This window comes from Streptomyces sp. BoleA5 (assembly GCF_000373665.1).
Classification (GTDB): domain Bacteria; phylum Actinomycetota; class Actinomycetes; order Streptomycetales; family Streptomycetaceae; genus Actinacidiphila.
This window is the reverse complement of the sequence record NZ_KB892154.1, coordinates 1-22,600: the sequence shown is the minus strand read 5'-3', so window position 1 is coordinate 22,600 and position 22,600 is coordinate 1. Positions and strand designations below refer to the sequence as shown.

General features: G+C 74.4%; 21 protein-coding genes and 1 pseudogene. 12 read left to right on the top strand and 10 right to left on the bottom strand.

Annotation, left to right across the window (positions count from 1 at the left end; all coding sequences use genetic code 11):
- Positions 1–20 precede the first annotated feature (20 nt).
- A complete protein-coding gene (locus tag B085_RS0137165) occupies positions 21–899 on the top strand; it encodes an alpha/beta fold hydrolase (RefSeq protein ID WP_018563670.1) in 879 nt (292 codons plus the stop codon).
- A 105-nt stretch (positions 900–1,004) separates the two neighbouring features.
- Complete coding sequence (locus tag B085_RS0137160) at positions 1,005–1,628, top strand: DsbA family oxidoreductase (protein WP_158689907.1); 624 nt, start codon at positions 1,005–1,007, stop codon at positions 1,626–1,628.
- A gap of 17 nt (positions 1,629–1,645) precedes the next feature.
- Here the strand turns inward: B085_RS0137160 and B085_RS0137155 are convergent, their stop codons facing one another.
- Positions 1,646–1,834 (bottom strand): hypothetical protein, encoded by a 189-nt coding sequence (locus tag B085_RS0137155; RefSeq protein WP_018563668.1) that lies wholly within the window; start codon positions 1,832–1,834, stop codon positions 1,646–1,648.
- Positions 1,835–2,131: 297 nt separating this feature from the next.
- Entirely contained in the window at positions 2,132–3,331 is a 1,200-nt protein-coding gene (locus B085_RS0137150) for an epoxide hydrolase family protein (RefSeq protein ID WP_018563667.1), read from the bottom strand.
- A gap of 175 nt (positions 3,332–3,506) precedes the next feature.
- Here B085_RS0137150 and B085_RS0137145 point away from each other — a divergent pair, with 175 nt between their 5' ends.
- Positions 3,507–3,908, top strand: a complete 402-nt coding sequence (locus tag B085_RS0137145) for a hypothetical protein (protein ID WP_018563666.1) — start codon at positions 3,507–3,509, stop codon at positions 3,906–3,908.
- 70 nt (positions 3,909–3,978) lie between these two features.
- Here B085_RS0137145 and B085_RS49840 read toward each other — a convergent pair whose 3' ends face one another.
- From B085_RS49840 to B085_RS0137110, 7 genes are all read right to left on the bottom strand, one after another.
- Positions 3,979–4,152, bottom strand: a complete 174-nt coding sequence (locus B085_RS49840) for a hypothetical protein (protein ID WP_018563665.1) — start codon at positions 4,150–4,152, stop codon at positions 3,979–3,981.
- A gap of 51 nt (positions 4,153–4,203) precedes the next feature.
- The gene (locus B085_RS0137135; RefSeq protein WP_018563664.1) at positions 4,204–4,776 is read right to left on the bottom strand and encodes a TetR/AcrR family transcriptional regulator; all 573 of its coding nucleotides are present in this window, start codon (positions 4,774–4,776) and stop codon (positions 4,204–4,206) included.
- A 187-nt stretch (positions 4,777–4,963) separates the two neighbouring features.
- The gene (locus B085_RS0137130; protein WP_018563663.1) at positions 4,964–5,392 is read right to left on the bottom strand and encodes a MarR family winged helix-turn-helix transcriptional regulator; all 429 of its coding nucleotides are present in this window, start codon (positions 5,390–5,392) and stop codon (positions 4,964–4,966) included.
- Between the two features lie 30 nt (positions 5,393–5,422).
- Positions 5,423–7,267: an asparagine synthase (glutamine-hydrolyzing) gene (gene asnB, locus B085_RS0137125; RefSeq protein ID WP_018563662.1), complete on the bottom strand. Its 1,845-nt coding sequence runs from the start codon at positions 7,265–7,267 to the stop codon at positions 5,423–5,425.
- Positions 7,268–7,417: 150 nt separating this feature from the next.
- On the bottom strand, positions 7,418–8,152 hold the full coding sequence (locus tag B085_RS49000) for a polysaccharide deacetylase family protein (RefSeq protein ID WP_018563661.1): 735 nt from the start codon (positions 8,150–8,152) through the stop codon (positions 7,418–7,420).
- Positions 8,149–9,087 carry a DMT family transporter gene (locus B085_RS48995; protein WP_018563660.1) on the bottom strand — a complete coding sequence of 313 codons (939 nt, stop codon included), beginning with the start codon at positions 9,085–9,087 and terminating at the stop codon, positions 8,149–8,151. Before B085_RS48995 ends, B085_RS49000 begins: the two co-directional genes overlap by 4 nt.
- A gap of 4 nt (positions 9,088–9,091) precedes the next feature.
- Entirely contained in the window at positions 9,092–9,928 is an 837-nt protein-coding gene (locus B085_RS0137110; protein ID WP_018563659.1) for an SDR family NAD(P)-dependent oxidoreductase, read from the bottom strand.
- Positions 9,929–10,322: 394 nt separating this feature from the next.
- On the opposite strand from B085_RS0137110, the gene B085_RS0137105 reads away from it, so the two are divergent.
- The 6 genes from B085_RS0137105 (at position 10,323) to B085_RS0137070 (ending at position 15,670) form a co-directional block, all read left to right on the top strand.
- Positions 10,323–11,456: an MGDG synthase family glycosyltransferase gene (locus B085_RS0137105; RefSeq protein WP_018563658.1), complete on the top strand. Its 1,134-nt coding sequence runs from the start codon at positions 10,323–10,325 to the stop codon at positions 11,454–11,456.
- A 627-nt stretch (positions 11,457–12,083) separates the two neighbouring features.
- Positions 12,084–12,824 (top strand): IPT/TIG domain-containing protein, encoded by a 741-nt coding sequence (locus B085_RS0137095; RefSeq protein WP_018563656.1) that lies wholly within the window; start codon positions 12,084–12,086, stop codon positions 12,822–12,824.
- A 123-nt stretch (positions 12,825–12,947) separates the two neighbouring features.
- Positions 12,948–13,997: an IPT/TIG domain-containing protein gene (locus B085_RS0137085; RefSeq protein WP_018563655.1), complete on the top strand. Its 1,050-nt coding sequence runs from the start codon at positions 12,948–12,950 to the stop codon at positions 13,995–13,997.
- A gap of 127 nt (positions 13,998–14,124) precedes the next feature.
- Entirely contained in the window at positions 14,125–14,658 is a 534-nt protein-coding gene (locus B085_RS44995) for an Ig-like domain-containing protein (RefSeq protein ID WP_234018736.1), read from the top strand.
- 72 nt (positions 14,659–14,730) lie between these two features.
- Positions 14,731–15,132 carry a helix-turn-helix domain-containing protein gene (locus B085_RS0137075; protein ID WP_018563654.1) on the top strand — a complete coding sequence of 134 codons (402 nt, stop codon included), beginning with the start codon at positions 14,731–14,733 and terminating at the stop codon, positions 15,130–15,132.
- A 127-nt stretch (positions 15,133–15,259) separates the two neighbouring features.
- Entirely contained in the window at positions 15,260–15,670 is a 411-nt protein-coding gene (locus B085_RS0137070; protein WP_026251840.1) for a VOC family protein, read from the top strand.
- A gap of 157 nt (positions 15,671–15,827) precedes the next feature.
- On the opposite strand, the gene B085_RS0137065 is transcribed toward B085_RS0137070, so the two are convergent.
- On the bottom strand, positions 15,828–16,055 hold the full coding sequence (locus B085_RS0137065; RefSeq protein ID WP_158689906.1) for a hypothetical protein: 228 nt from the start codon (positions 16,053–16,055) through the stop codon (positions 15,828–15,830).
- Between the two features lie 246 nt (positions 16,056–16,301).
- On the opposite strand from B085_RS0137065, the gene B085_RS0137060 reads away from it, so the two are divergent.
- The 3 genes and pseudogenes from B085_RS0137060 to B085_RS44990 all read left to right on the top strand — a co-directional run.
- Positions 16,302–19,643, top strand: coding sequence for an ABC transporter permease (locus B085_RS0137060; protein ID WP_026251839.1), 3,342 nt, complete (start codon positions 16,302–16,304; stop codon positions 19,641–19,643).
- Position 19,644: 1 nt separating this feature from the next.
- On the top strand, positions 19,645–22,410 hold the full coding sequence (locus B085_RS0137055) for an FtsX-like permease family protein (protein ID WP_018563650.1): 2,766 nt from the start codon (positions 19,645–19,647) through the stop codon (positions 22,408–22,410).
- Positions 22,407–22,600 (top strand): annotated as a pseudogene (locus B085_RS44990) (ABC transporter ATP-binding protein); the annotation flags it as partial. The gene B085_RS0137055 and the pseudogene B085_RS44990, both read left to right, overlap by 4 nt.

Below are 22,600 nucleotides of genomic sequence, written 5' to 3'. Positions count from 1 at the left end.
ACGGAACGAGAGAACGCACCATGACACCGGTCGTCCCCGGCTTCACCCACCACCGCGTCCCCGTCGCCGACGGCGTCGCCCTCAACGTCGCCGTCGGCGGCTCTGGCAGCCCCGTCGTGCTGCTGCACGGCTTCCCGCAGACCCATCTCATGTGGCGGCACGTCGCCGCCGACCTGGCCGCCGACCACACCGTGATCTGCCCCGACCTGCGGGGTTACGGTGCCAGCGACAAGCCGGCCGCGACGGGACCCACCACGTACGCCAAGCGCACCATGGCCGCGGACGTCGTCGCGCTGGCCCGCGCGCTCGGTCACGACCGCTTCGCGCTCGCCGGACACGACCGCGGCGCCCTGGTCGCCTTCCGCGCCGGGCTCGACCATCCCGACGCGGTCAGCCGGCTGGCCTGTCTCGACGTGCTGCCGACCCTGGACATGTGGGACGTGCTGCGCGGCGCCGACGCGGCCGTCGCCTTCCACCTCTACCTGATGGCCCAGCCTCCGGGCCTGCCCGAGGCGTTGATCGGCGCCGCGCCCGACGCCTTCTTCGGCCACTTCCTCGACGTGTGGAACCCGTCCCCGGACGCCGTCCCGCCCGGGGTGCGCACCGCGTACCTGGACGCGTGCCGCGCGGCCGTCCCCTCGATCGTGGCCGACTACCGCGCCTCGGCGACGGTCGACATCGACCACGACCGCGCCGACCGGGATGCGGGGCGGCGGCTGCGGATACCGGTCGCGGTCCTCCAGCAGGACTGGGGCGCCGCCCTCGGCTACGACGCCCGCGCACTCTGGCAGGCCTGGGCACCGGATCTGACGCACACCACGGTCGGCTGCGGCCACTTCATGGCGGAGGAGGACCCGGAACTCGTCGCGACGGCACTGCGCACGCTCATCGCCTCCTGACCTCCGCACGCACGCGCGCCCGGGTGAGGGGAAGAGGACGGGAGAGGACTTCGTTACGGACATCAGTCGTAACGAAACATGGGAACCCCCCTCGAGGAGGACCCGATGCCTGCCACCCTCGCCCCCGGGACCGGCTCGCCGCCGCGCATCGCGACCGCCGAGCACTGGTTCGACTTCATCTGCCCCTACTGCTACGTCGCCCAGGACCGCTCCCGGATCCTCCGGGAGCACGGGGTCCACGTGGTCGGGCACGCGCTGCAGATCCACCCCGGGATCGGGCCCGGCGGCGTACCGGCCGGCCCGCGCACGGGCCCCGGCTACGCGTTCCTCGCACGGGAGGCCGAGGCCGCCGGCCTCCCGCTGCACTGGACGGACCGCGTCGCCTGCTCCCGCCCGGCGCTGGCGGCCCACGAGTGGCTCGCCGCCACCGCCCCGGAGGCCGCCTGCCGCTTCGCCGCCGCCGTGTTCGACGCCAACTTCGCCGACCGCCTCGACATCGAGTCCCGGGAGCTGCTGCTCTCCCTCGCGGCCGAGTCCGGCGGCGACGCGGACGGACTGCGCGCGGCATGGGATTCCCCGGCGATGAACGGCGCGCTGGCCGCGTCGAAATCGCTCGCCGTGCGGTACGGCGTCCACTCCACGCCCACCTGGGTCTCCGGCCGGCACGGCATCGCCGGGCTGCGGCCCCGGGAGTGGTACCGGGACTGGGCCGAGGCACTCACGTCCTGAGCCGGGACGGCGGCCGCCTACTTCAGCAGCGCCTCCATGTGGGCCGCGGCCTCGCGGGCGGCCTCGTCCGGGGTGCGGCCCTGCTCGCGGGCGAACAGGTAGGCGGCGTACCAGTCCCACCAGTGGTGCTCCGGTGCGGTCGCCTCGTACGCGCCGTGGCGGTCCTCGGTCTCGTGCAGGAGCCCGGCCAGGGTCGGAACGTCCATGGCGGAACCTCCTCTGTGATGGGCCCGGAATCCCACCGTCCGCGCGGACGGTGGGATTCCGCAACCCGGGGCGACTGGGCCGTGTCGTCACATGCCCTCGCCGCACCTTCGGCCGGGGGCGTCCTCACCCCGCGGCGCCTGGCACCGCACTCCCCCAACTGACGCCGGGAGGTGCCCTCACGCTGCGTTGTCGCAACGTCCGAGCAGCCCACCACGAGGACGATCCTCCGCCTTGCGACGCACCGCACCTGGGGCCCCTCCCAGCGGTAGCCGGGGGAGCTCATTCGACTACACGGCCTAGCGCATCGCGCGGAAGCCCGTGCGGAGCTCGTTCACGAACAACTCCGGCTGCTCCCAGGCGGCGAAGTGCCCGCCCTTGGGGAGCCGGTTGTAGTGGACCAGGTTCGGGTAGGCCTGCTCGGCCCAGCTCCTGGGGGCCTGGTAGAGCTCGTCCGGGAAGACGCTGACGGCGACGGGAAGCTTGACGCCCTTCGCACCGAAGAACGGGGTCGTGTTCTCCCCGTAGAGGCGGGCCGCGGAGACCGCCGTGTTGGTCAGCCAGAACAGCGTGATGTTGTCCAGGACGTCGTCGCGGGACAGGCCCTCGCTCACGCCCTCGAAGGAGCGGGTGATCAGCTCCAGGCTGGCCTTGTCGTGGTCGAGCATGAAGGCCGCCAGGCCCACCGGGGAGTCCGCCAGGGCCGTCAGCGACTGCGGGCGCGAGCCCATCATGTACGCGTAGTACACGTGCCGGTACACGAAGTCGAGCTGCTCGACGGCGGCCTTCTCCTCGTCGTTGGCGAGGACGACGTCGGACGGCAGCGGGTTGCCGGCCACGATCGCCTCCTCGATGGCGGGCGGGATCACCTTCGGCATGTTGGTGTGGATGCCGGCCAGTCCCTCGGGCTCCTGCACGCCCATGAGGTCCGTGACGACCGCGCCCCAGTCGCCGCCCTGCGCGACGTACTTGGTGTAGCCCAGGCGCTTCATCAGCTCGCCCCAGGCGGCGGCTATGCGCTCCGGCCCCCAGCCCTTGGCGGCGGGCTTGCCGGAGAAGCCGTAGCCCGGCATCGAGGGGATGACCACGTGGAAGGCGTCGGAGGCGTCGCCGCCGTGGGCGGTGGGGTCGGTGAGCGGCTCGACGATCTTCAGCTGCTCGACGATCGAGCCCGGCCAGCCGTGCGTCACGATCACCGGCAGGGCGTCCGCGTGCTTCGAGCGCACGTGGACGAAGTGGATGTCCAGCCCGTCGATCTCGGTGATGAAGTGCGGCAGCGCCTTCAGCCTCGCCTCGACCTTGCGCCAGTCGTACTCCGTCGCCCAGTAGCGGGCGAGTTCCTTGACCGTGGCGAGCTGGGTGCCCTGCGACTGGTCGTCGACGGTCTCCTTCTCGGGGAAGCGCGCCGCCTCGATGCGTGCGCGCAGGTCCGCGAGTTCCGCATCGGAGAACTCGAACGTGAACGGACGGATCTCCGGGTTCTGCGGAGTGAAGGACATCTGGCTCTCCTCGTCGTCTGCGGCGACCCTGCGTCGCCGGCTCACCCAAGGTGGCCGAAAGGAGCGGGCATCGCCCCGGTGGAACCCCCGGGGATCACCCCGGGGCCGCACCCCCGGGGTGATCCCCGGCACCCCGGGGGCGGCAGCCCGGAGCAACTCCCCCCAAAACGTATAAATGAACCAAAAGGACCACGTCAGGCAGGAGATCACCCGCGTGCCGCTCGACCCGCTGGTGCGGGACCGGATCGTCGCCGAAGCCCACGGCAACCCGATGGTCCTGCTGCACCTGCCGAGTACGCTCACCCCCTCCGAGCTGGCGGGCGGCTTCTGGCTCCCGGGCAGGTGTGCGGCGGCGGGCCACGTGGAGAGCGCGTTCCGCCGGCGGTTCCTGTCGCTGCCGCGGGACAGCCGCCGGCTGCTGCTGACCGCCGCGGCCGAACCGACCGGCGATGTGGCGCTGCTGTGGAGCGCGGCCGCCCGCAGCGGCCGGCCCGAGGCGGCCGCCACCGCGCTGGAACGGCTCTGCGAACGCACCGGCGCCAGTGGCACGGAGTGGGCGCTGGGCGCCGGCCCGTAAGGCTCAGCCCGTGAACGCCGGCCCGCGCCCGGCAGACCACGGCACCTGCGGCGCGCTCCGCCTCCTGCGGCTACCGGGCGGGAACGTGGGCGACGATCATCGGCTTCACTCGCGGTTCGGCGTGCAGCACCAGGTGCTCCACGGCCCTCTCCGGGACGGCATGTTCGCGGACGAGCGGCGCGAGGTCAGACGGCGGCTCGGCGTCCGGGACATGGCATTCGGGGTGGGCGTGGACGAGCTGCATGACTCGACGCCGCCACAGGCACAGCCGACGCGCGCACGGGGCGCCGGCACGTCAACCGCCGTTGGCCCGCAGTCCGTTGACCACCAGCTCGGTGACACGGCGGTCCCGGTCCCGGTCCCGGCCGAGGGTGTCGCCGCCGACGCGCCAGAGGAAGCCCATCAGCAGCAGCACGTCCTGCGGGGCGAGTCCGGGGCGGACACTGCCGTCCGCCTCGCAGGCGCGCAGCAGCGTACCGACTGCGCCGACGACGCGGCCGCAGGTCTCGTGGACGACGGTGTCCCGGGCCGCCGCGCCGTGCAGGGCCTCGCCGAGTCCGTGCTTGACGCGGACGCAGTCCGCGAGGGACGTGAACCAGATGCGGAACGCCTCCAGCGGGCCGTGCGCGGCGAGGAGGTCGTCGACGGAGTCGATCAGGCGCTGGACGTCGTGCCGGTAGACGGCCAGGACGAGGGCCTCGCGGGTCGGGAAGTGCCGGTACAGCGTGCCGGCGCCGACGCCCGCCCGCTTGGCGATGGTGTTGAGCGAGGCGGCGCCCGATTCGGCGAAGGCCTCCTGGGCCACCCGCAGGATGTGCTCCCGGTTCCGGAGCGCGTCCGCGCGCCGGCGGGCGTCCGTACCGGTCACGGGGCCTCCCCATCGCGTCGTCGGGTGCGGTGGAGCCCGCCCCGCCGCGAGGGTGCTCCCGCCGGGAGCGTACTTCAGGCCCATCGCCCGTCACCCGCGGTGATCGGCCAGGCCGGTGGCGCGTGGCCGTGGCGTCCAGCGTCGGTCGCGTCCGGGTGCGCGTCCGGGTGCCGATCGCGTCCGGGTGTCAGTCGCAGTCCGTGAGGCGGCGCAGCACCCGGCCCGCCTCGAGGACCTTGCGCGCGTCCTCCGGCGGCAGGGTGGCGAGGCGCCCGGCGAGCGCCTCCGCCTCGCCGCGGGCCATCCGGACGAGTTCCCGCCTCCCCGGCGCGGTCATGACGACCCGGGTGGCACGGCCGTCGGCCGGGTCGGGTTCGCGGCGCACCAGTCCGCCCGCCTCCAGCCTGCCCACCGCGGCGGTGATCGTGGGCTGGGTGCAGGCGGCCCGCTCGGCAAGGACGCCGACGCGGCAGGGACCGTACTGGTTGAGCAGGGCGAGGACGATCAGCGGGGTCGGCTGGACCCGCGGCTCGGGGCGGCCCCGGCGCAGCAGCCGCACCAGGCGGTGCAGGGAGACCACGAAGTCCAGGGCCTCTTCCTCGCCGACCGCCGCCATCGTCCGCGCCCTCGCTTCGTCCGTGCCGGGTCAGGGAATCCCGATCGTCGGCGAGTACAGGTCCATCCACAGCGCCAGGTCGAGGGCGCGTTCCAGGCCGTGCCGGGCGGCCTGGCCGCTGACCGGGGTGTCGGTCCTCACCGCGTCCTCCAGCCAGGTCCGGCTGACCAGGTCGAACACCGGGTGCGTGGGCCTGGCCAGCAGGTCCTTGGCGTTGTCCTGGAGCGCGACGAAGTACCTCGGGTCCTGGGTGGAGGGGTAGGGGCTCTTGACCCGGTCGTAGACCGAACGGGGCAGCACATCGGCGGTGGCCTCGCGCAGCAGGCTCTTCTCCCTGCCGTCGAAGGACTTCAGCGACCAGGGCGCGTTGTAGACGTACTGGACCAGTCGGTGGTCGCAGAACGGGACCCTGACCTCCAGCCCGTTCGCCATGCTCGCCCGGTCCTTGCGGTCGAGGAGGATGCGCACGAAGCGGGTGACGTGCAGGTGGCTGATGACGCGCATCCGGTACTCGAAGCCGCTCTCGCCGTCGAGGCGATCGACCCCGGCGACCGCGCGCCGGTAGCCGTCGTGGACGTAGCCCTGCAGGTCCAGGGCCTTGGCCATCTGGTCCGTGAGGATGTTGCCGTCGTCGCCGAACTCGGTCGAGAACCGCACCAGCCAGGGGAAGGTGTCGGCCCTGCGGGCCTCCTCGTCGAAGAACTGGCGGTAGCCGCCGAAGACCTCGTCCGCGGACTCGCCCGAGAGGGCGACGGTGGAGTGCTGCCGGATGGCCTTGAACAGCAGGTAGAGCGAGGAGTCCATGTCCCCGAGCCCGGCCGGGATGTCGCGGGCGCGGATCACCCTCGCCCGCACCTCGGGATCGGCGAGCTGGTCGGAGTCGAGGACGATGTCCTGGTGCTCGGTCCCGCACAGCTCCGCGACGTCGTGGACGAACGGGGTGTCGGGCGTCCCGCGCAGGCTGTCGGGGACGAAGTGCTCGGTCTGGCCGACGAAGTCGACCGCGAAACTGCGCACCTTCTCGCCCTGTTCGCCGAGCTGCCGCGCCGCTAGCGCGGTCATCGCCGAGGAGTCGAGGCCGCCCGACAGCAGGGTGCAGCGCGGCACGTCGGAGACGAGCTGGCGGCGCACGATGTCCTCGAGCAGCTCGCGCACGCGCGCGATCGAGGTCTCCTTGTCGTCGGTGTGCGGCTCGGTCCGCAGCGACCAGTAGACGTGGGTGCGGATGCCGCCCCGCCCGACGGTGACCACCGTGCCGGGCTCGACCTCGCGCATGCCGTCCCAGATCGCGTGACCGGGCGTCTTGACGAAGGCGAAGAGCTCCCGCAGCCCGTCCAGGGTCACGCGGCGCGGGACGAGGGGGTTGGCCAGGATCGCCTTGGGCTCGGACCCGAACAGCACGCCGTCGTCGGTCGGGTAGAAGTAGAAGGGCTTGATCCCCATCCGGTCGCGGATCATCACGAGCTTCTGCTCACGGCTGTCCCAGATGGCGAAGGCGTACATGCCGTTGAGCCGTTCGGCGACGGCCTCACCCCACTCCAGGTAGCCGCGGAGCACCACTTCGGTGTCGGAGGTGGTGGTGAAGCGGTGGCCGCGCGCGGTCAGTTCCTCGCGCAGTTCGGCGAAGTTGTAGGCCTCGCCCGAGTAGACCATCGCCACCGCGCCGCCCTCGGGTCCCTCGGCGCTCATCGGCTGCCGGCCGCCCGGCAGGTCGATGATCGCGAGCCTTCGGTGTCCGAGCGCGGCGGGCCCGTCCACCCAGGTGCCGCGGTCGTCGGGCCCGCGGCAGGCCATCGTCTCGGTCATCGCGTCGACTGTTGCCTGCTCGTTGCGCAGGTCCCTGCGGAACGAGATCCATCCGGCGATTCCGCACATGCCTATGCCTCCGGGCTCTAACTGTGCCCGGCCGTCGTCCGCTGCGTCACGGATCGGGTCGGCCCTGGCCGGCTCCGAGGCGCGATTGTCACTCCGAGTGACATGTATCGGGCACCTATCTATGGAGTCTCCGTCGGCTCCTGCCGGGCGTCAAACGCCCGCACCGACCCCGTGGTCCCCCAGGGGACCGACCGTCAGACCGGCCTCCCGGCAGGCCGTGACCAGCGCGGGGAGCGCCGCGAGGGTCGCCCGCCAGGACCCCGGGGCCGAGGCGTGGTCGCTGTCGTGGAGCAGGACGGTGGCGCCCGCGCGCAGATCGGGGCGGAGGGTCGCCAGCACGGATTCCGCGGTGGCGCCGGGCGTCCAGTCGCGGCCCCAGGCGCTCCACAGGACCGGGGTCAGGCCGGCGCGGCGGGCCGCCGCCCATCGGCCGCCGGTGAGGATGCCGTACGGGGGGCGGTACCAGAGCGGCGCGGTGCCGCAGGTGTCGCGGACCGCCAGGACGGCGCGGGCCAGGCCCACCCGCTCGCGTGCGGCGTCCGGCAGCCAGGGTCGGTCGTGGGTCCAGCCGTGGACGGCGATCTCGTGGCCGCGCCGGACGGCCTCGCGCACGACCCGGGGATGGCCGTCCACCCGTGCGCCCAGGACGAAGAAGGTGGCACGGACCGACAGTTCGTCGAGGGCGTCCAGGAAGCGCGGTGTGGAGAGCGGATCCGGTCCGTCGTCGAAGGTGAGGGCCACATGGTCGGGACGTCCGAGGCCGGCCAGGGCGGGGAAGGCGCGGCGGCGCAGTCCGGGGAGCCAGGTGGCGGCCGGGACGATGTGGCCGGCCGCCAGGACGCCCGCCGCGAGCGCGGCCCGCCGGACGTCGCCGCCGGGCCTCACCGCGGCCCGCCGCGGACGGGACGGTGACGGCCCTGCGCCGCGCCCGGGCCGTGCCCCCGCGGCTCGTCCCAGCCGCCGGCCACCGCGGGCGAGCGCGACAGCCCGACGGCCCCGGCGGCCATCAGGGCGACGCCCGCCGCCTCGGGCACCACCTGCGCCCCGAGCGCGATCCGCTCCTCGAAGATCACCCAGCCCAGCGCCACGCTCACCACCGCGTCCCCGATGGTGAGCGCCGGCTGGGACGCCGCGAGGCTGCCGGCCCGCAGGGTGACCTGGAGCAGCAGCAGGCTGAGCAGCCCGACGGCGCCCGCCGCGTACAGCTGCCAGGAGGCGAAAACCCGGGCCAGGCCGTCCGGGACGAGGCCCGTGACGTCCTTGATCAGCGCCGCCGTACATGCGAAACACGCCGCGGTGGCGCACCCCAGGACGCAGGCCCGCGCGCCACCGCTCAGCGCCCTCCCGACGAGCCACAGGACGAGCACCAGCAGCGCCAGCGGCACGGCGGCGCGCGGCCAGGTGCCCGGCAGGGCCTGCGCCTCGCCGCCGGAGGGCCTCGCGGCGCCGAGGAACAGGGCCAGTCCCCCGGCCAGCGCGAGGAACCACAACCAGGTCCCGGCGTCGGGCCGCCGGGAGAACGCGAGGCTTCCCGCCATCAGGGTGAACAGCAGCTCGGTCGCCATCAGCGGCTGCACGACCGACAGCTGCCCCACCGCCAGGGCGCTCGCCTGCAGGGCCCCGGAGACGACGAGCGCCGCCATCCCGGCCGCCCAGAACGGGCGCCGGACCAGTTCCAGCAGGTGCCGCAGCCGCCCGCGCAGACCGTGCCCCGCGCCCTCTTCCTCCTCCTGCTGCAGGGCGGCGCGCCGCTGCAGCGCGGAGGCCGCGCCATTCGCGAGGGCCGCCAGCAGCGCCAGCACGACCGTCAGGACGGGCACCGCGTCATCCGTACTTGCCCGCGAGGCGCCGGTAGACCCACGGCATCACACCGCGCACCGCGACCGGGATACGCAGCCAGCGGGGCACATACACCTCGTCCCGTCCGCGGCGGATCGCGTCGGTCACCACCCTGGCCACCCGCTCGACGGGCATCGGGCGGGGCCGGGAGCGGGTGTACGCCACACCCCGCGTCGCGAAGAACGGCGTGTCGACGACGCCCGGGACGACATGGGTGATCCTGACCCCGCTGCCGGCCAGCTCGTAGCGGAGCGAGTCGGCGAAGGCGCCGAGTGCCGCCTTGGCCGCGGAGTAGGCGGCCTCCTCGCGGACGCCGACGGTGCCCGCGAAGGAGCCGATCAGCACGATGTGGCCGCCGCGCCGCGCCAGCATGCCAGGCAGCACCCGGCGGACCAGCTCCATCGCCGAGACGACGTCCACCATGAAGATCCGTTCGATGACGCCCTGCGGCATCGAGGCGAAGGGGCCCGCCCAGCCGATGCCCGCCCCGGCCACCAGCAGGTCGACCCGGCCGCCCGTCACGAGCGCGGCGTCGCGCACCAGCCGGCCGGTGCCCCCGGGGTCCTCCAGGTCGGCCGGCAGCGCGGTCGCCGAGGTGCGCTCGGCCACCGCCCGCAGTCGCTCGTGGTCGCGGCCGCTGACCAGCAGTCGCCAGCCCTCGGCGGCGAGGCGGTCGGCGACCGCCGCGCCGATGCCCGAGGACGCGCCGGTGACCAGCGCGACCGGGGCCGGTCCGCCGCCCGTGTCCGCCGGGCCGCGCACGGGCTCGCCGTGCACGGCCTTGCCGCCGTCGGGGACCGCTTGGGGAGGGTGAGAGGTCATGGCACCGCTTTCTGTCCCTGCCGCTGCAGCTGCCGCCCGGGAGGGCCTGGTGCGGCTCCCCGGGGCACGTCCCCCTCCGGTCTCAGTAAACCGCCCGATCGCCGGACCGGCTCTGTGGGCGACCCCGCCGGGAGACGAGGGGCCGGTGCGCCCGGGCCAGGGGTGACGTCCGGCGGGCCGCGACCGTGCGACGCGGACGGCCCTGCCGCCCGCCGCACCGCGACGCGCGTCACCGGATCGTCGGGGGTGAAACGGAGAGGCATCCACGATTCGTTTCAAGACGGGGCAAATCGGTTAGACCCGAGTAGTCCGCGACTGGTGTACGAGGTGATCACGTGCCGGATGTGCTCGCAGCTGCCCCGCCCGCTTCCTCCCGGCGGGGCGGGGTGTCGCGGTGACGCACACCGGGCGGGCGGCCCGTGCGCCCCGGCGTTTCCTCGTGCTCAGCGCCTCCATGGGCGCCGGTCACGACGCCGTCGCCGACGAGCTCGTCGCGCGGCTCACCGCCCGCGGCGGGCAGGCCCAACGGGCCGATGTCCTGGACCTCCTGCCCGCGCACGCAGGCGCGGCGCTGCGCGGGTTCTACCGCGCCACTGTCCTGCACCTCCCGCTGCTCTACGCGGGCATCTACGCGACGTTCCTGCGTCCGGGCGGGTCACGCCGCGCCCCCGGCCCGGGCGGGCTCGCCGGGCTCGCCGAGCGCGGGCTCGCCGAACTCGTCCGGCGCGAGCGGCCGGGGCTGGTCGTCCCGGTCTTCCACCTGGCGGCCCAGCTCACCGGCGGGATGCGGGCGCGCGGATCGCTGCAGGTGCCGAGCGCGGTGGTCGTCACGGACTTCGACGTGCACGGCCAGTGGCTGCACCCCGGCAACGACCTGTACTGCTGCCTCACGGAGAGCGCCGCCCGCCGGGTGCGGGAGGCCACCGGCCGGCCGGCCGCGGCGACCGGGCCCCTGGTGGCCTCCCGCTTCCTGGCGCCCGCCCCGGACGCCGGGCCCTGGCAGCGGGTGTTCCGTGCCCGGGCCCCGGAGCGGCCGGCCGTCCTGCTCTCCGCCGGCGCCTGGGGAGCCGGCACACACCTGGCGGACACCGCCGCCCTGCTCGCCCGGGCCGGTTTCCTGCCGGTGGCGCTGTGCGGCGAGAACCGGCGGCTGCGGGCCCGCCTCTCCCGCGTCCCCGGGACGCTCGCGCTGGGCTGGGAGCGGGACATGCCCGCGCTGATGAGCGCGGCGGACGCGCTGGTGGACAACGCCGCCGGGCAGACCGCGCTGGAGGCGCTGGCGATGGGCCTGCCCGTCGTCGGCCACCGCCCCATCCCGGGCCACGGCAAGGCCGGGGCGCACCAGATGGCCGCGCTCGGGCTGACCCGCTTCGCCCCCGACCCGTGGACGCTGATCGACGTCCTGGACGGCCTCACCCGTCCGCGCCGCGAGCGCCGCACCCCCTCCCCGGCCGCGGCCGCGCTCTTCGCCCCGGACACCGCGGCGCACCTGATGGAGGCCTGCGCACCGGACCCGGTCGCGGTCTGACCTGACGGACGCCCTGCCGCACGCCGTGTCCATCACGGGCGCCACGGCCTGGGGCATCGATACGTCGTCGAGATCCCCCTTCGGCGCGCTCGGCCTGGTCCCGGACCGGACGAGCACCCGCGCCCCCATCGGCGGCGTCCACCGGACGGGCCGCTCGCCGTTCGGCTTCCCGCGGCCGGGCCTTCTCTCCCATCGGCACAGGCGATTCCTCGCCGGAATGATTGGCATATGAAAAGAAAGTCGTGAATACGCCGGTGGACCGCTCCTGTTCACGCCGTGACGCTCACCCGAAAGGTAGATTTCCCGACTGAAGCCTTGTCGCTCAATCACCCTTATGGGTTACTTCGAGGGTCCGTATCGGCGGCATTCGACTTTGCAGACGGACGTGGGCAAGCCCCTGTTCGGTTGTCAACTCACACCTGGGCAGCGACCGTTCTCCCCCGACGAGCCCCGCGCTCGGACGGCGGCGAAACACCGCCGGCCGAATTCACCGGTGTAGGGGCCATCGGGTCGCCACCCGGCCGGTGGACACGAGAACCGACTCGCACCACCCCGGTACGCGTGCTGACCGAAAACCCTCATCACCGCTCGTCGGTGTAGCGCATTCCGAGCCAGGAGGAACCGCTCATGCCCATCAGCCCGAACCAGGGATCCACCGCCGGCGGCACCGTGGTCACCATCACCGGCGTCAACCTCGCGGGTGCCACCGCCGTGCGCTTCGGAACGCGGCTCGCGACCATCACCGCCAACACGCCGACGAGCATCACCGTCGTCTCGCCCTCCGGCAGCGGGGCGGTCAACGTCACCGTCACCACCGCGGGCGGAACGAGCAACCCGCTCCCCTTCTACTACATCGGGGCGCCGTTCAAGCAGAGCATCAGCCCGATCAGCGGACCGTCGGCAGGCGGGCAGTCGGTCACCATCAACGGCACCGGCCTGTACACCGCGAGCAGCGTCGCCTTCGGCTCCAACACCGCGGTGCCCGCCGTGGTGTCCGACGGGCAGATCACGGTTGTCACACCGTCCGGTACGGCCGGGTCGGTGAGCGTCAGCGTCACCACCGCCGGCGGCACCAACAACGGGTTCACGTACACCTACTTCGACGCTCCCACGCTGACGAGCGTCACCCCGGCACAGGGCCCGGCCTCCAGCGGCACCTCGGTGACCCTGATCGGCACGGCGCTCACCAGCACCAGCTCGGTCACCTTCGACGGCAACCCGGCGCACTTCACGGTGATCAACAGCAGCGTGGTCTCCGCGACCGCTCCTGCGGGGACCGTCGGCACCGTCGACGTCACCGTGACCACCGACGGGGGCAGCGCGACCGCGGTGGGCGCGTACACCTACCTCGCGGGCCCGGGCATCTGACCTCACCCGCGCCTCCCGGGCCCCGGCCCGGACGGCCCGCACGGGCCCGACGCCCGGCCCGACCGGGCGCCGCGCAAGGACACCGACAGGCCTCCGGGCCGGTCCGACACGTACGGAGATCCCGTGAAAGACACAGCACGGTCGGCGGCGGCCCGCCCTTCCGCCGTCGCCGCCGCCCCCGTCCTCACCTCGGCCGTCCCCAACACCGGCCCCGCGGCGGGCAACAACAACGTCGTCCTGGGCGGCAGCGGCTTCACCGGAGCCACCGCCGTCAAGTTCGGCGCCATCGCGGCGGTGGGCTACATCGTCAACTCGGCCTCGCAGATCACCGCTGTCGCCCCGGCGGGGACGGGATCCGTCGCGATCACCGTCACCACACCGGGCGGCACCAGCAACTCGTTGACGTACACCTACACGGCGCAGCCCGCTCTCGTCTCCGTCTCACCGAGTCAGGGACCGGCCACCGGCGGCACGACGGTCACCCTCACCGGTTCGGGCTTCTCCGGAGCCACCGCCGTCAAGTTCGGCACGACGGCGGCGACGTCGTACACGGTCAACTCGGCCACGCAGATCACCGCGGTCACCCCGGCGGGTACCGGAGCCGCCCCCGTCACCGTCACCACACCGGGCGGCACCAGCAACTCCGTGTTCTTCTTCTACCTGAACGCGCCCGTTCTCGTCTCCGTCTCGCCGGCTCAGGGGCCGAGCGCCGGCGGGACGGCGGTCACCCTCACCGGAACGAACCTCAGCGGGGCCACGGCGGTCGTCTTCGGCGCCACGCCCGCCACCGGCTACACCGTCGACTCCCCCACGCAGATCACCGCGGTCGCCCCGGCGGGAACGGGATCCGTCGCGATCACCGTCACCACACCGGGCGGCACCAGCAACTCCGTCGCCTACAGCTATGTGGGGTCCCCGGTCCTCACCGCCCTCACCCCCTCGCAGGGACCGACCGGTGCGGGATCCGGCGTCACCCTCACCGGCACGGGGCTTACCACCACGATCGCCGTGCACTTCGGCGCCGCATCCGCCGCGTTCACCGTGCTCTCCGACACCACCGTCGCCGCCGTCGCCCCGGCCGGCGCCGCGGGCACCGTCCCGGTCGACGTCACCACATCCGGCGGCACCAGCAACTCCCTCGTCTACACCCGTGTTGCGGCTCCGGAGATCTAGGCCGAGACCGCAGGTCCGGGGGCAAAGGGCGCCTGGTTCCACGTGCGGGACCCGGTACGGCAACGTAACGTGACGCTCCATGACCAGCTGTGACATTCCGCTCAGAGTCGAACAAGGAGCCTGTTCCGTGAAGCCTTGGGATATACGAAGGACGTGGACGGCCGCGGCCTTCGCCGCGATGACCGCGGTGGTGGGTGCCGCCTCGCCGGCGGCGGCGGCCGATCAGTCGACGACGACGCTCCAGATCTCACCCACGACAGCCGCCGCCGGGTCACCCGTGCAGCTGACCGCGCGGGTGTTCTGCCCCGGTGAGCCGGGCGGTGGCGTCGGCCTCGGAGTGACGTTCTTCGACGGCGGGAACATCCTCGATACGCGGCCGGTCGTGGCCAACGGGTTCGCCAGCTACGTGGCCAGGTTCGCGGCCACCGGGACGCACACGATCACGGCCGCGTACAACGGGAACGTCAACTGCTTCGCCTCGAACGCCAAGGCGACGGTCACGGTGACCCCCGCCGAGTACTGCTCCTACGGCACCGACTCGTGCCGGGACGGCCAGGGCCGCCGGCCGGGGTCGTCGGAATGCCGGACCCGCCGGTCGGCCCAGGGCGTCCACCGGGCGGTCCGGCCTTCCGGCTCGCCCGACGGGTGCCGGTCCTGGTGAACCCGGTGTGAGGGCGGCCGTCGCGTACGCCGTCCACCGCCCCTGTCCGGGGCGCCGGAAACCTGTGGTCTCATGGGCTGCGTGAGGCGCGCCGCAGAAGAGACCAACCGCCGGATGCTCCGGGCACGGGACGCGATGGACCGCGCGTACGCCCAGCCGCTGGACGTACCGGCGCTGGCGCGGATCGCCCATGTGTCGGAGGCGCACTTCACGCGCACCTTCCGGGCCACCTTCGGCGAGACGCCGCACCGCTACCTGCAGCGCCGCCGGGTCGAGCGGGCGATGTTCCTGCTGCGGGAGAGCGACCGCAGCGTGACGGACATCTGCTTCGAGGTCGGCTTCGGCAGCCCTGGGACCTTCAGCCGCACCTTCCGGGACATCGTGGGCACGTCGCCGCGGGCGTACCGCGGGCAGGCGACGGCGGTGGACGTGCCGACCTGCTTCGCCAAGGCCTGGATGCGGCCGAGGGCCTGACCGCCGGCGGAGGCGGGCGGACCTCGTGGGCCGGCCAAGCCCCGCCTACCCGGCCGACCCGGCCGACCCGGCCGACCGAGCAGTTTTGGATAAGTTTTCCGCCGGCCCGGCCAGTAGCGTGATGTCCATGTTCAACGCCATCACGCACTCACAGATCTACGTCCTCGACCAGGACGAGGCCCTCGACTTCTACGTCGGCAAGCTCGGCCTGGAGGTGAACGCCGACGTCGACCTGGGCTTCATGCGCTGGCTCACGGTGAGCGTCCCCGGCCACCCGGAGCGCCAGATCCTGCTGGAGAAGCCGGGCCCGCCGGCGCTGTCCGAGGAGACCGCGCGGCAGGTCCGCGAGCTGGTCACCAAGGGCGCCATGGGCGGCCACCTGATCTTCAGCACCGATGACTGCCGCAAGACGTACGAGACGCTCCGGGACCTCGGCGTGGAGTTCACCGAGGAGCCGACCGAGCGCCCGTACGGGATCGACTGCGGTCTGCGCGACCCCTTCGGCAACAGCATCCGCTTCACACAGCCGAAGGCCTGAGGCACGCCCCGCCGCGGGCGCCCCGGGATCCGTCCCAACCGACTGCCCCTCCCGGACGTCTGTATCGCACGTCCTTCCGCCCGGAGGTCCCCGTGCCATCCGGCGCGCGGCCTCCCGGGCGGGCGATCGGCGTCCCGAGGAGCAGCATGCCGTCACATCAGCCACCGCGTTCCGCGCACTTCCACCGGCCGCTCCTCGCGGCCGTCCTCGCCGCCGCGGCCGTGCTCGTCACGGCCCCGGCGGCGGACGCCTTCGGGGCCGTCCCGCCGGACACTGCCGCCGCGGCCACCCACGACCAGGCGGTCAGCCGGGCCGAGCGGCGGGCCGTCCTCGACCACTGGACGCCGGAGCGGATCGTGGCGCTGACCCGGCCGTCGTCCGGCAACCCGCCTCCGCCGTCACCGGGCCGCTCTACGAGCGCGCCGGGCGCGCCACCCGCTGAGCCGCCGGCCCCGGCCGCACGGTGCCTCCCGGCCACCGCCGGGGGCACCGTCCGCGCCGTTCGTCCAACAACGCTCAGGGCAACGCGTGTTGGGTCCGCAACCGGTGACCGACGAAGCCTCTCACCCGGGCCGGGCGGGCGTTAGTCTGTGCCATCTCATTGCACGGGCCATCGAGAACGGGGGGCGTGGTGTCGGCGTTCGTGTTCCTGCGTCTGCGCGCGCATCGTCTGCTGCTCGGCGCGGCGGTGCTCTCCGTGCTTCTCACCACCTGCGCGGTCGCGGCGCTCGCCGCGTTCAGCTCGGCCGTGGGGGACGCCGGTCTGCGCCGCGCGCTGCAGGAGCAGTCGGCCGCACGGACGCTGGTCGAGATCACCGCCGACGTGGACGGCAAGGACCCGGGCGCCGCGGACAGGGCCGTGCGCGCGACGTTGAGCGGCGCCTACGACGGCCTTCCGGTCTCCGTCGCCGGGGTCACCCGTTCCGGCCCGTACGGGCTGCCGGCGGCGCTCCGCCCGCCCGGTTCCCCGCGCACCGTGGACCCGGACCTGACGGTGCTGTCGACGCTGGACCGGGCGCGGGTGACCATGACCGAGGGCGCCCTGCCCGGTCCGCCTGCGGAGGGTGGCCCCGTCCCGGTGGCACTGCCGGAAGCGGCCTCCGCGGCGCTGAAGGTGCGCACCGGGCAGGTGATCTCCCTGACCGACCGCCTGCACCGCGGCGCGCTGCGGGTGCGCGTGACCGGGACGTACCGGCCGGTCGACCGGTACGCCCTGTACTGGCGGCTCGACCCGCTGGAGGGCCGCGGCGTGCGCACGCTCTCCTTCACCACGTACGGGCCGATGCTCGCCGACCCGGCGGCCTTCGGCTCCGGCGGCGTCCCCGCGGTGCAGATGGTGTGGCAGACCCGCGGGGACTTCACGGCGATGACCACCGCCCGCGCCGACGACGTCAGCGGGAGCGTCCGGCGGACCGTGCAGCGGCTGGACACCCTGCGGGCCGCGAACTCCGTCACGGCGGACAGCGAACTGCCCGGCCTGCTCACCGAGTTGCGCGGCACCTTGCTGGTCAGCCGGTCGACCCTGCTGATCAGCGTGCTGCAGCTGATGCTGCTGGCGGCGCTGTCGCTGCTGCTGGTGGCCGGGCTGCTCGTGGAGGAACGATCCGGCGAGACCGCGCAGTTGCGGGCCCGCGGCGGCTCGCGCGCCCAGATGGCCGGCCTCGCCGCGGCCGAGGCCCTGCTGCTGACCGTTCCGGCCGTGGTGCTGGCCCCGCTGCTGGCCGGGCCGCTGGTGCGGCTGCTGGCCGGTCACGGTGCGCTGTCCAGGGCGGGGGTACGGCTGGAGCCCTCGCCCGCGACCGCCTGGTGGGTGGCGGCGCTCACCGCGTTCGCCTGCGCGCTCGCCGTCGTCGGACCCGTACTGCGGCACTCGGGGACGTACGCGCAGCAGTCCACCGCACGGCGGCGTCGGCGGGCGCTGCCCGCCGCCGCGCAGGCGGGTGCGGACGCGGGTCTGGTGCTCGTGGCCGGCCTGGCGTTCTGGCAGTTGTCCCGTCGCGAGGCGGGCAGCGGGGCGCTGAGCACGGACACCTCGGGACGGCTGGGGCTGGACCCGGTCCTGGTCGGGGCGCCCGCGCTGTGCCTGCTGGCGGGTGCGGTGCTGGCGTTGCGGCTGCTGCCGCTGGCGGCCCGGCTCGGCGAGCGCCGCGCGGCGAGGGCCCGCGGGCTGCCGGCGTCCCTGGTCGGCTGGCAGCTGGCGCGCCGTCCGGGGCGCGGGGCGGGGCCCGCCCTGCTGCTCGTCTTCGCCGTGTCGATCAGCATGTTCGCGATCGGGGAGAACGGCACCTGGACGCGTTCGCAGGCCGACCAGGCGGACTTCGCGGTCGGCGCGGACCTTCGCGTGTCCGGCTCCGCCACACCCGCGTTCGGACAGGGCGGCAGCTACGACGACGTACCCGGCATCGCGGCCGTCACCCCGGCCGTCCGCGACACGGTGTCCCTGCCCCGCGACCGCGACGCCACCGTCGTCGCCGTGGACACCACCTCGGCCGCCCGCGTCCTGCGACTACGCGACGACCTGTCCGCCCAGCCCCTCGCCGACCTCATGCGGCCGCTGCGGGCGGACGGCGGCCCCGCCGCCCGCAGCGCCGGGTTCGCACTGCCCGACGGCACGGACCGGCTCCGCCTGGCGGTCCGCCTCCGGTCCCTGGGGGCCGGGGACCGTACCGTCGCGGGCACCGTCACCGACCTGCTGTTCGCGACGCTGACCGACCGCTACGGCGTCCCGTACACCCTCCCTCTGGGCGAGGTCCGGGCCGACGGCGAGCAGCACGTGCTGGAGGCCGACTTCGGATACGTGACCGGCCGCGCGCGGGGCGCGGCCCCGGCCGGGCCGCTGCGTCTGACGGGCCTGCGGGCCGAGTACCCGGTGCCCCGGCGCAACGAGCGGCACAGCCTGACCGTCACCGGCGTACACGCGGTGACCGGTGGCGGCCCGCGCGAGGTGCCCGCCCCCACCACGACGACGTGGTCCGCCCGCACGCAGATCGACAACCCCGACTTCCCCGAGGCTCCCGGCCTCGGCTACCGCCCCTCGCACGCCGGCACACCGCGCTCAACGGCCGGAGCCCCGCTGAGCGTCCGCTACGACACGGGCGAGGAGCCCTTCCAGAAGGACACACCGGGCGGCGCCGACGCGGCCTCCCTCACCCTGCGGGCGGGGCCTCCGCCGCCCGCGGTGCTGCCCGCGGTCGTCACCGACGCCTTCCTGGACGCGGTCGACGCGAGGCCCGGCAGCACCGTCCCGGTCGAACTGAGCGGCACACGGCTGTCCCTGCGCATCACGGGGTCGGTCCGCGCGCTGCCCACCACCGGGCGGGACGGCTCCACCGGAACCGGTGGCGGCGCCGTCCTGCTGGACCTGGCGAGCCTCGACCGCGCGCTCGCCTTCCAGGAACAGCGCCCGCTGGAACCCACCGAGTGGTGGCTCGCCGCGGGGCCGGCCGGCGCGCCCCGGGTGGCCTCGGCCCTGCGGGCCCGGGGCGACGCCGCCACGATCGTGGTCCGCGACGAGGCGCGGGCGGAGTTGCGGCGTGATCCGCTGGGCGCGGGTCCGCTGTCGGCCCTGCCGGCGGCGGTGGTGGCGGCCGCCGTGCTGGCCGCCGTCGGTTTCGCGGTCGCCGCGGCGGGTGCCGTACGGGAGCGCTCGGAGGAGTTCGCGGTGCTGCGGGCGCTGGGGGCGCCAAGGAGGTCGCTGGCCCGGGTCATCGCGGCGGAGCAGGGGCTGCTGGTGCTCACGGCCGTCGCGGTGGGGGCGTTGCTGGGCGGTCTGCTGACCCGCTCGATCGTGCCGTTGATCGTGCTGACGGCGCGGGCGGACAGCCCGGTGCCCGCGGTGCGAGTGGAGTTGCCGGCCGTGCCGCTGCTGGAGCTGCTGGCCGCGGTGGCGGTGCTGCCGCTGCTCGCGGTGGCGGTGGCGGCACTGCGCACGGCCGATCCGGTCCGCGCGTTGCGCCGGCAGGGAGGGGAGTGAGTTGACCGAGACGCGTTCGGCCCGGCAGTCCTCGTGGACCGCCGCCCGTCTGCGCGCCGCCCCGGGCGGGGCGCTGGCACTGGCGGCCCTGGTGCTGGTGACCGCGTTCCTGGCGGCCGCGCTGCCGCGCACCGTCGAGGGCTACGAGGACACCGCGCTGCGGGACACCCTGCGGCGGGCCTCCCTTTCCGACCGCAGCGTCACCGCCACCTTGGACGTGTCGTACTCCGGGGTGCGCGTCGGGGGCGGTTCACCGTTCCAAGCAAGCGCCCTCGCCAGGACCGAGGACGCGTTCCGCGGTGTGGTGCGGCCCCCGTTGGCCCTGGACACCGCGCAGACGGTGTACGGGGTACGCAACGCGGTGGCGGCGGCCGCGACCGATCCCGGCCTGCCGCGACCGACCAAGGAGCGCGACCCGCGGGCGACGCTCGTCTCGCAGCCGGGCCTCGCCGCCCGCTCCCGGCTCCTCGCGGGGCGCATGCCCGCGTCCACCTCCGGTGAACGCGAGGTGGAGGCGGCGCTCACCGCCCGGACCGCGAAGGTGATGGGGCTGCGCGCGGGTTCCTCGGTCCGCCTGATGGACACGACCGGGGCCGGACTGACCGTGCGGATCACCGGGATCGTCCAGCCCCGCTCGCCCGGCGAGGCCTTCTGGAACGCCGAGCAGGACCTGCTGGCCCCGACCCTGGTGAGCGTCCCCGGACCGCCCGGCGAGGACCCCGAGCACTACTGGCACTTCACCGCGCTGATCGGCCAGGACGCGGCGGGCGTGGTGCTCGACCTGCCCGAGGGCGCCCGCCTGTACTGGCACCACCCCGCCGACGTCGGCGCGCTCTCCGCCCGCGACGTGCCCGCGCTGCGCGACCGGCTGGCGTCGCTGTCGGGCGGGCCGGACTCCACCCGGCTGCGCCTGACGACGGGCAGCCCGGCCATCACCGTGGGCCAGGACGGACTCGCCGAACTGCTGGGGCCGTTCGTACGGGAGCGGGAGGCCGCCGCACCGCTGGTGCTGATAGCGACGGTGGGCGTGGGCACGGTGGCGGGCATCGTGCTGCTGATGGCGGGCGGCCTGTCGGCGACCCGCCGCCGGGCCGAACTGCGGCTGCTGCGCGCTCGCGGGAGCAGCCTGACGGGCCTGTGCGCCCGGCTGCTGACGGAGAGCGCGGTCGTGGTCGTCCCGTGCGCGGCGGCCGGGGTGCTGCTCGCGCTGCTGCTGGTACCGGCCGAACGGACGGCGGTGTCCGTTCTCGCGGGGGTGCTGGTGGCGGCGGTCGCCGTCCCGGCGCTGCCACTGCGGGCAGTGGTGCTCGCCCGCCGGACGGGACCGGAGCAGCGCGACGACCTCGTGCAGACCCGGCCCTCGCGCCGCCGTACGGTGGCCGAGCTGACGGTGGCGGTCGTCGTGACCGGCGCGGTCGTGGCATTGCGGCGCCGTGGCACCGCGGAGGGCGGCGCCGACCTGCTGACCGCGGCGGCACCGGTGCTGGTCGCAGTCATCGGGGCGCTCGTCCTGCTGCGGCTGTACCCGCTGCCGTTGCGGCTGCTGTCCCGCCCCGCGGCCCGGCTGCGGGGCACCGTCCTGTACCTGGGGCTGGCCCGTGCCGGCCGTACGCCCTCCGCCACGGCACTGCCGCTGGTGGCGGTGCTGGTGGCGCTGGCGGTGACATCGTTCGGCGGCTCCGTCCTCACCGGCGTCGAGAGCGGCCGCGACCGCGCCGCCACGCGCGCGGTCGGCGGCGACGCGCGGATCGAGTCGCTCGCCACGCTCCCGGAGGGGCTGGACGCGCGGGTCCGCCGGGTGCACGGCGTGCTCGGCACCTCGCCCGTGCGGATCGAGACGGGACTGTCGACGACGCCCGCCGGGACCTCCTACGACCTGGTGGTCGTGGATCCGGCGCGTTACGCCGCCCTGGTGGCGTCGACGGGGATCGGGGCCCCCTTCCCCGCCGCGAGCCTGGAGGGCGACGGCACCGGTCCGCTCCCCGCAGTCGTCTCCCCCGGGCTGGAAGGGGAGTTCGGCACGACGACCACGACCGTGCAGGCCTCCGCCGGGGCGACGCCGGTGCGCACGGTCGCCGTGCGCGACGTGACCCCGGCCGTCCTGGGCGGCGACTTCGTGATCATCTCCGCCGAGGGGCTGGCCCGCACGCATCCCGAGACCGCCCGCTCCCCCGTCCAGGCCGCCACCGCGCTCTATGTGACCGGGCCGCGGGTGGACGGACGGGCGCTGGACGCCGTCGCGCGCACCGCCGCATCGGACCTGACGGCCACTCTGCGCTCGCAGGAGCGCGCCTCGTTCACCTCCTCGGCCCTCCAGACCGGTGCGCGCCAGGTGTATCTGGCGGCCGTGGCGGCGGGCGCCGGCTACAGCGCACTGGCCCTGCTGCTGTCCCTGATGGTGCACACACCGCAGCGCAAGGCGCTCCTCTCCCGATTGCGGACGATGGGCATGACGAGCCGCCAACGGCAGTGGATCGCCGTCCTGGAGACGCTGCCGCAGGTCCTGCTCGGTGCGCTGGGCGGCATCCTGGTCAGCCTGGCCACGGTGCCGCTGCTGCGTCAGGGGGTGGATCTGACCGCGCTGGCCTTCTCCGCGGGCGAGCCGGTCACCGGGGTGTCCCAGGCGGTGCTTCGCACGGATCCGCTGTCGCTGCTTCTGCCGTCGGCCTCGCTGGTGGTGCTGGCCTGCGTGGTGCTGGCGGTGCAGGCCTGGCTGACAGGACGACGGGGAGAAGGAACCGAACTCCGGATGGGGGAACGATCATGAGTCAGNACACGTCCGGNACCACCGAGCGCGGCAACGTCACACTGGCCGACCTGGAACGACGCGTCACCGAAAGCCGGGAGCAGCCCGCCTACGGCCACGACGCCCTGATCGTCTGCGACCGCCTGGTGCGGATCTTCACCGCCCAGGGCGTGGAGGTCCAGGCCCTGCAGGGCCTGGACCTGCTGGTGCG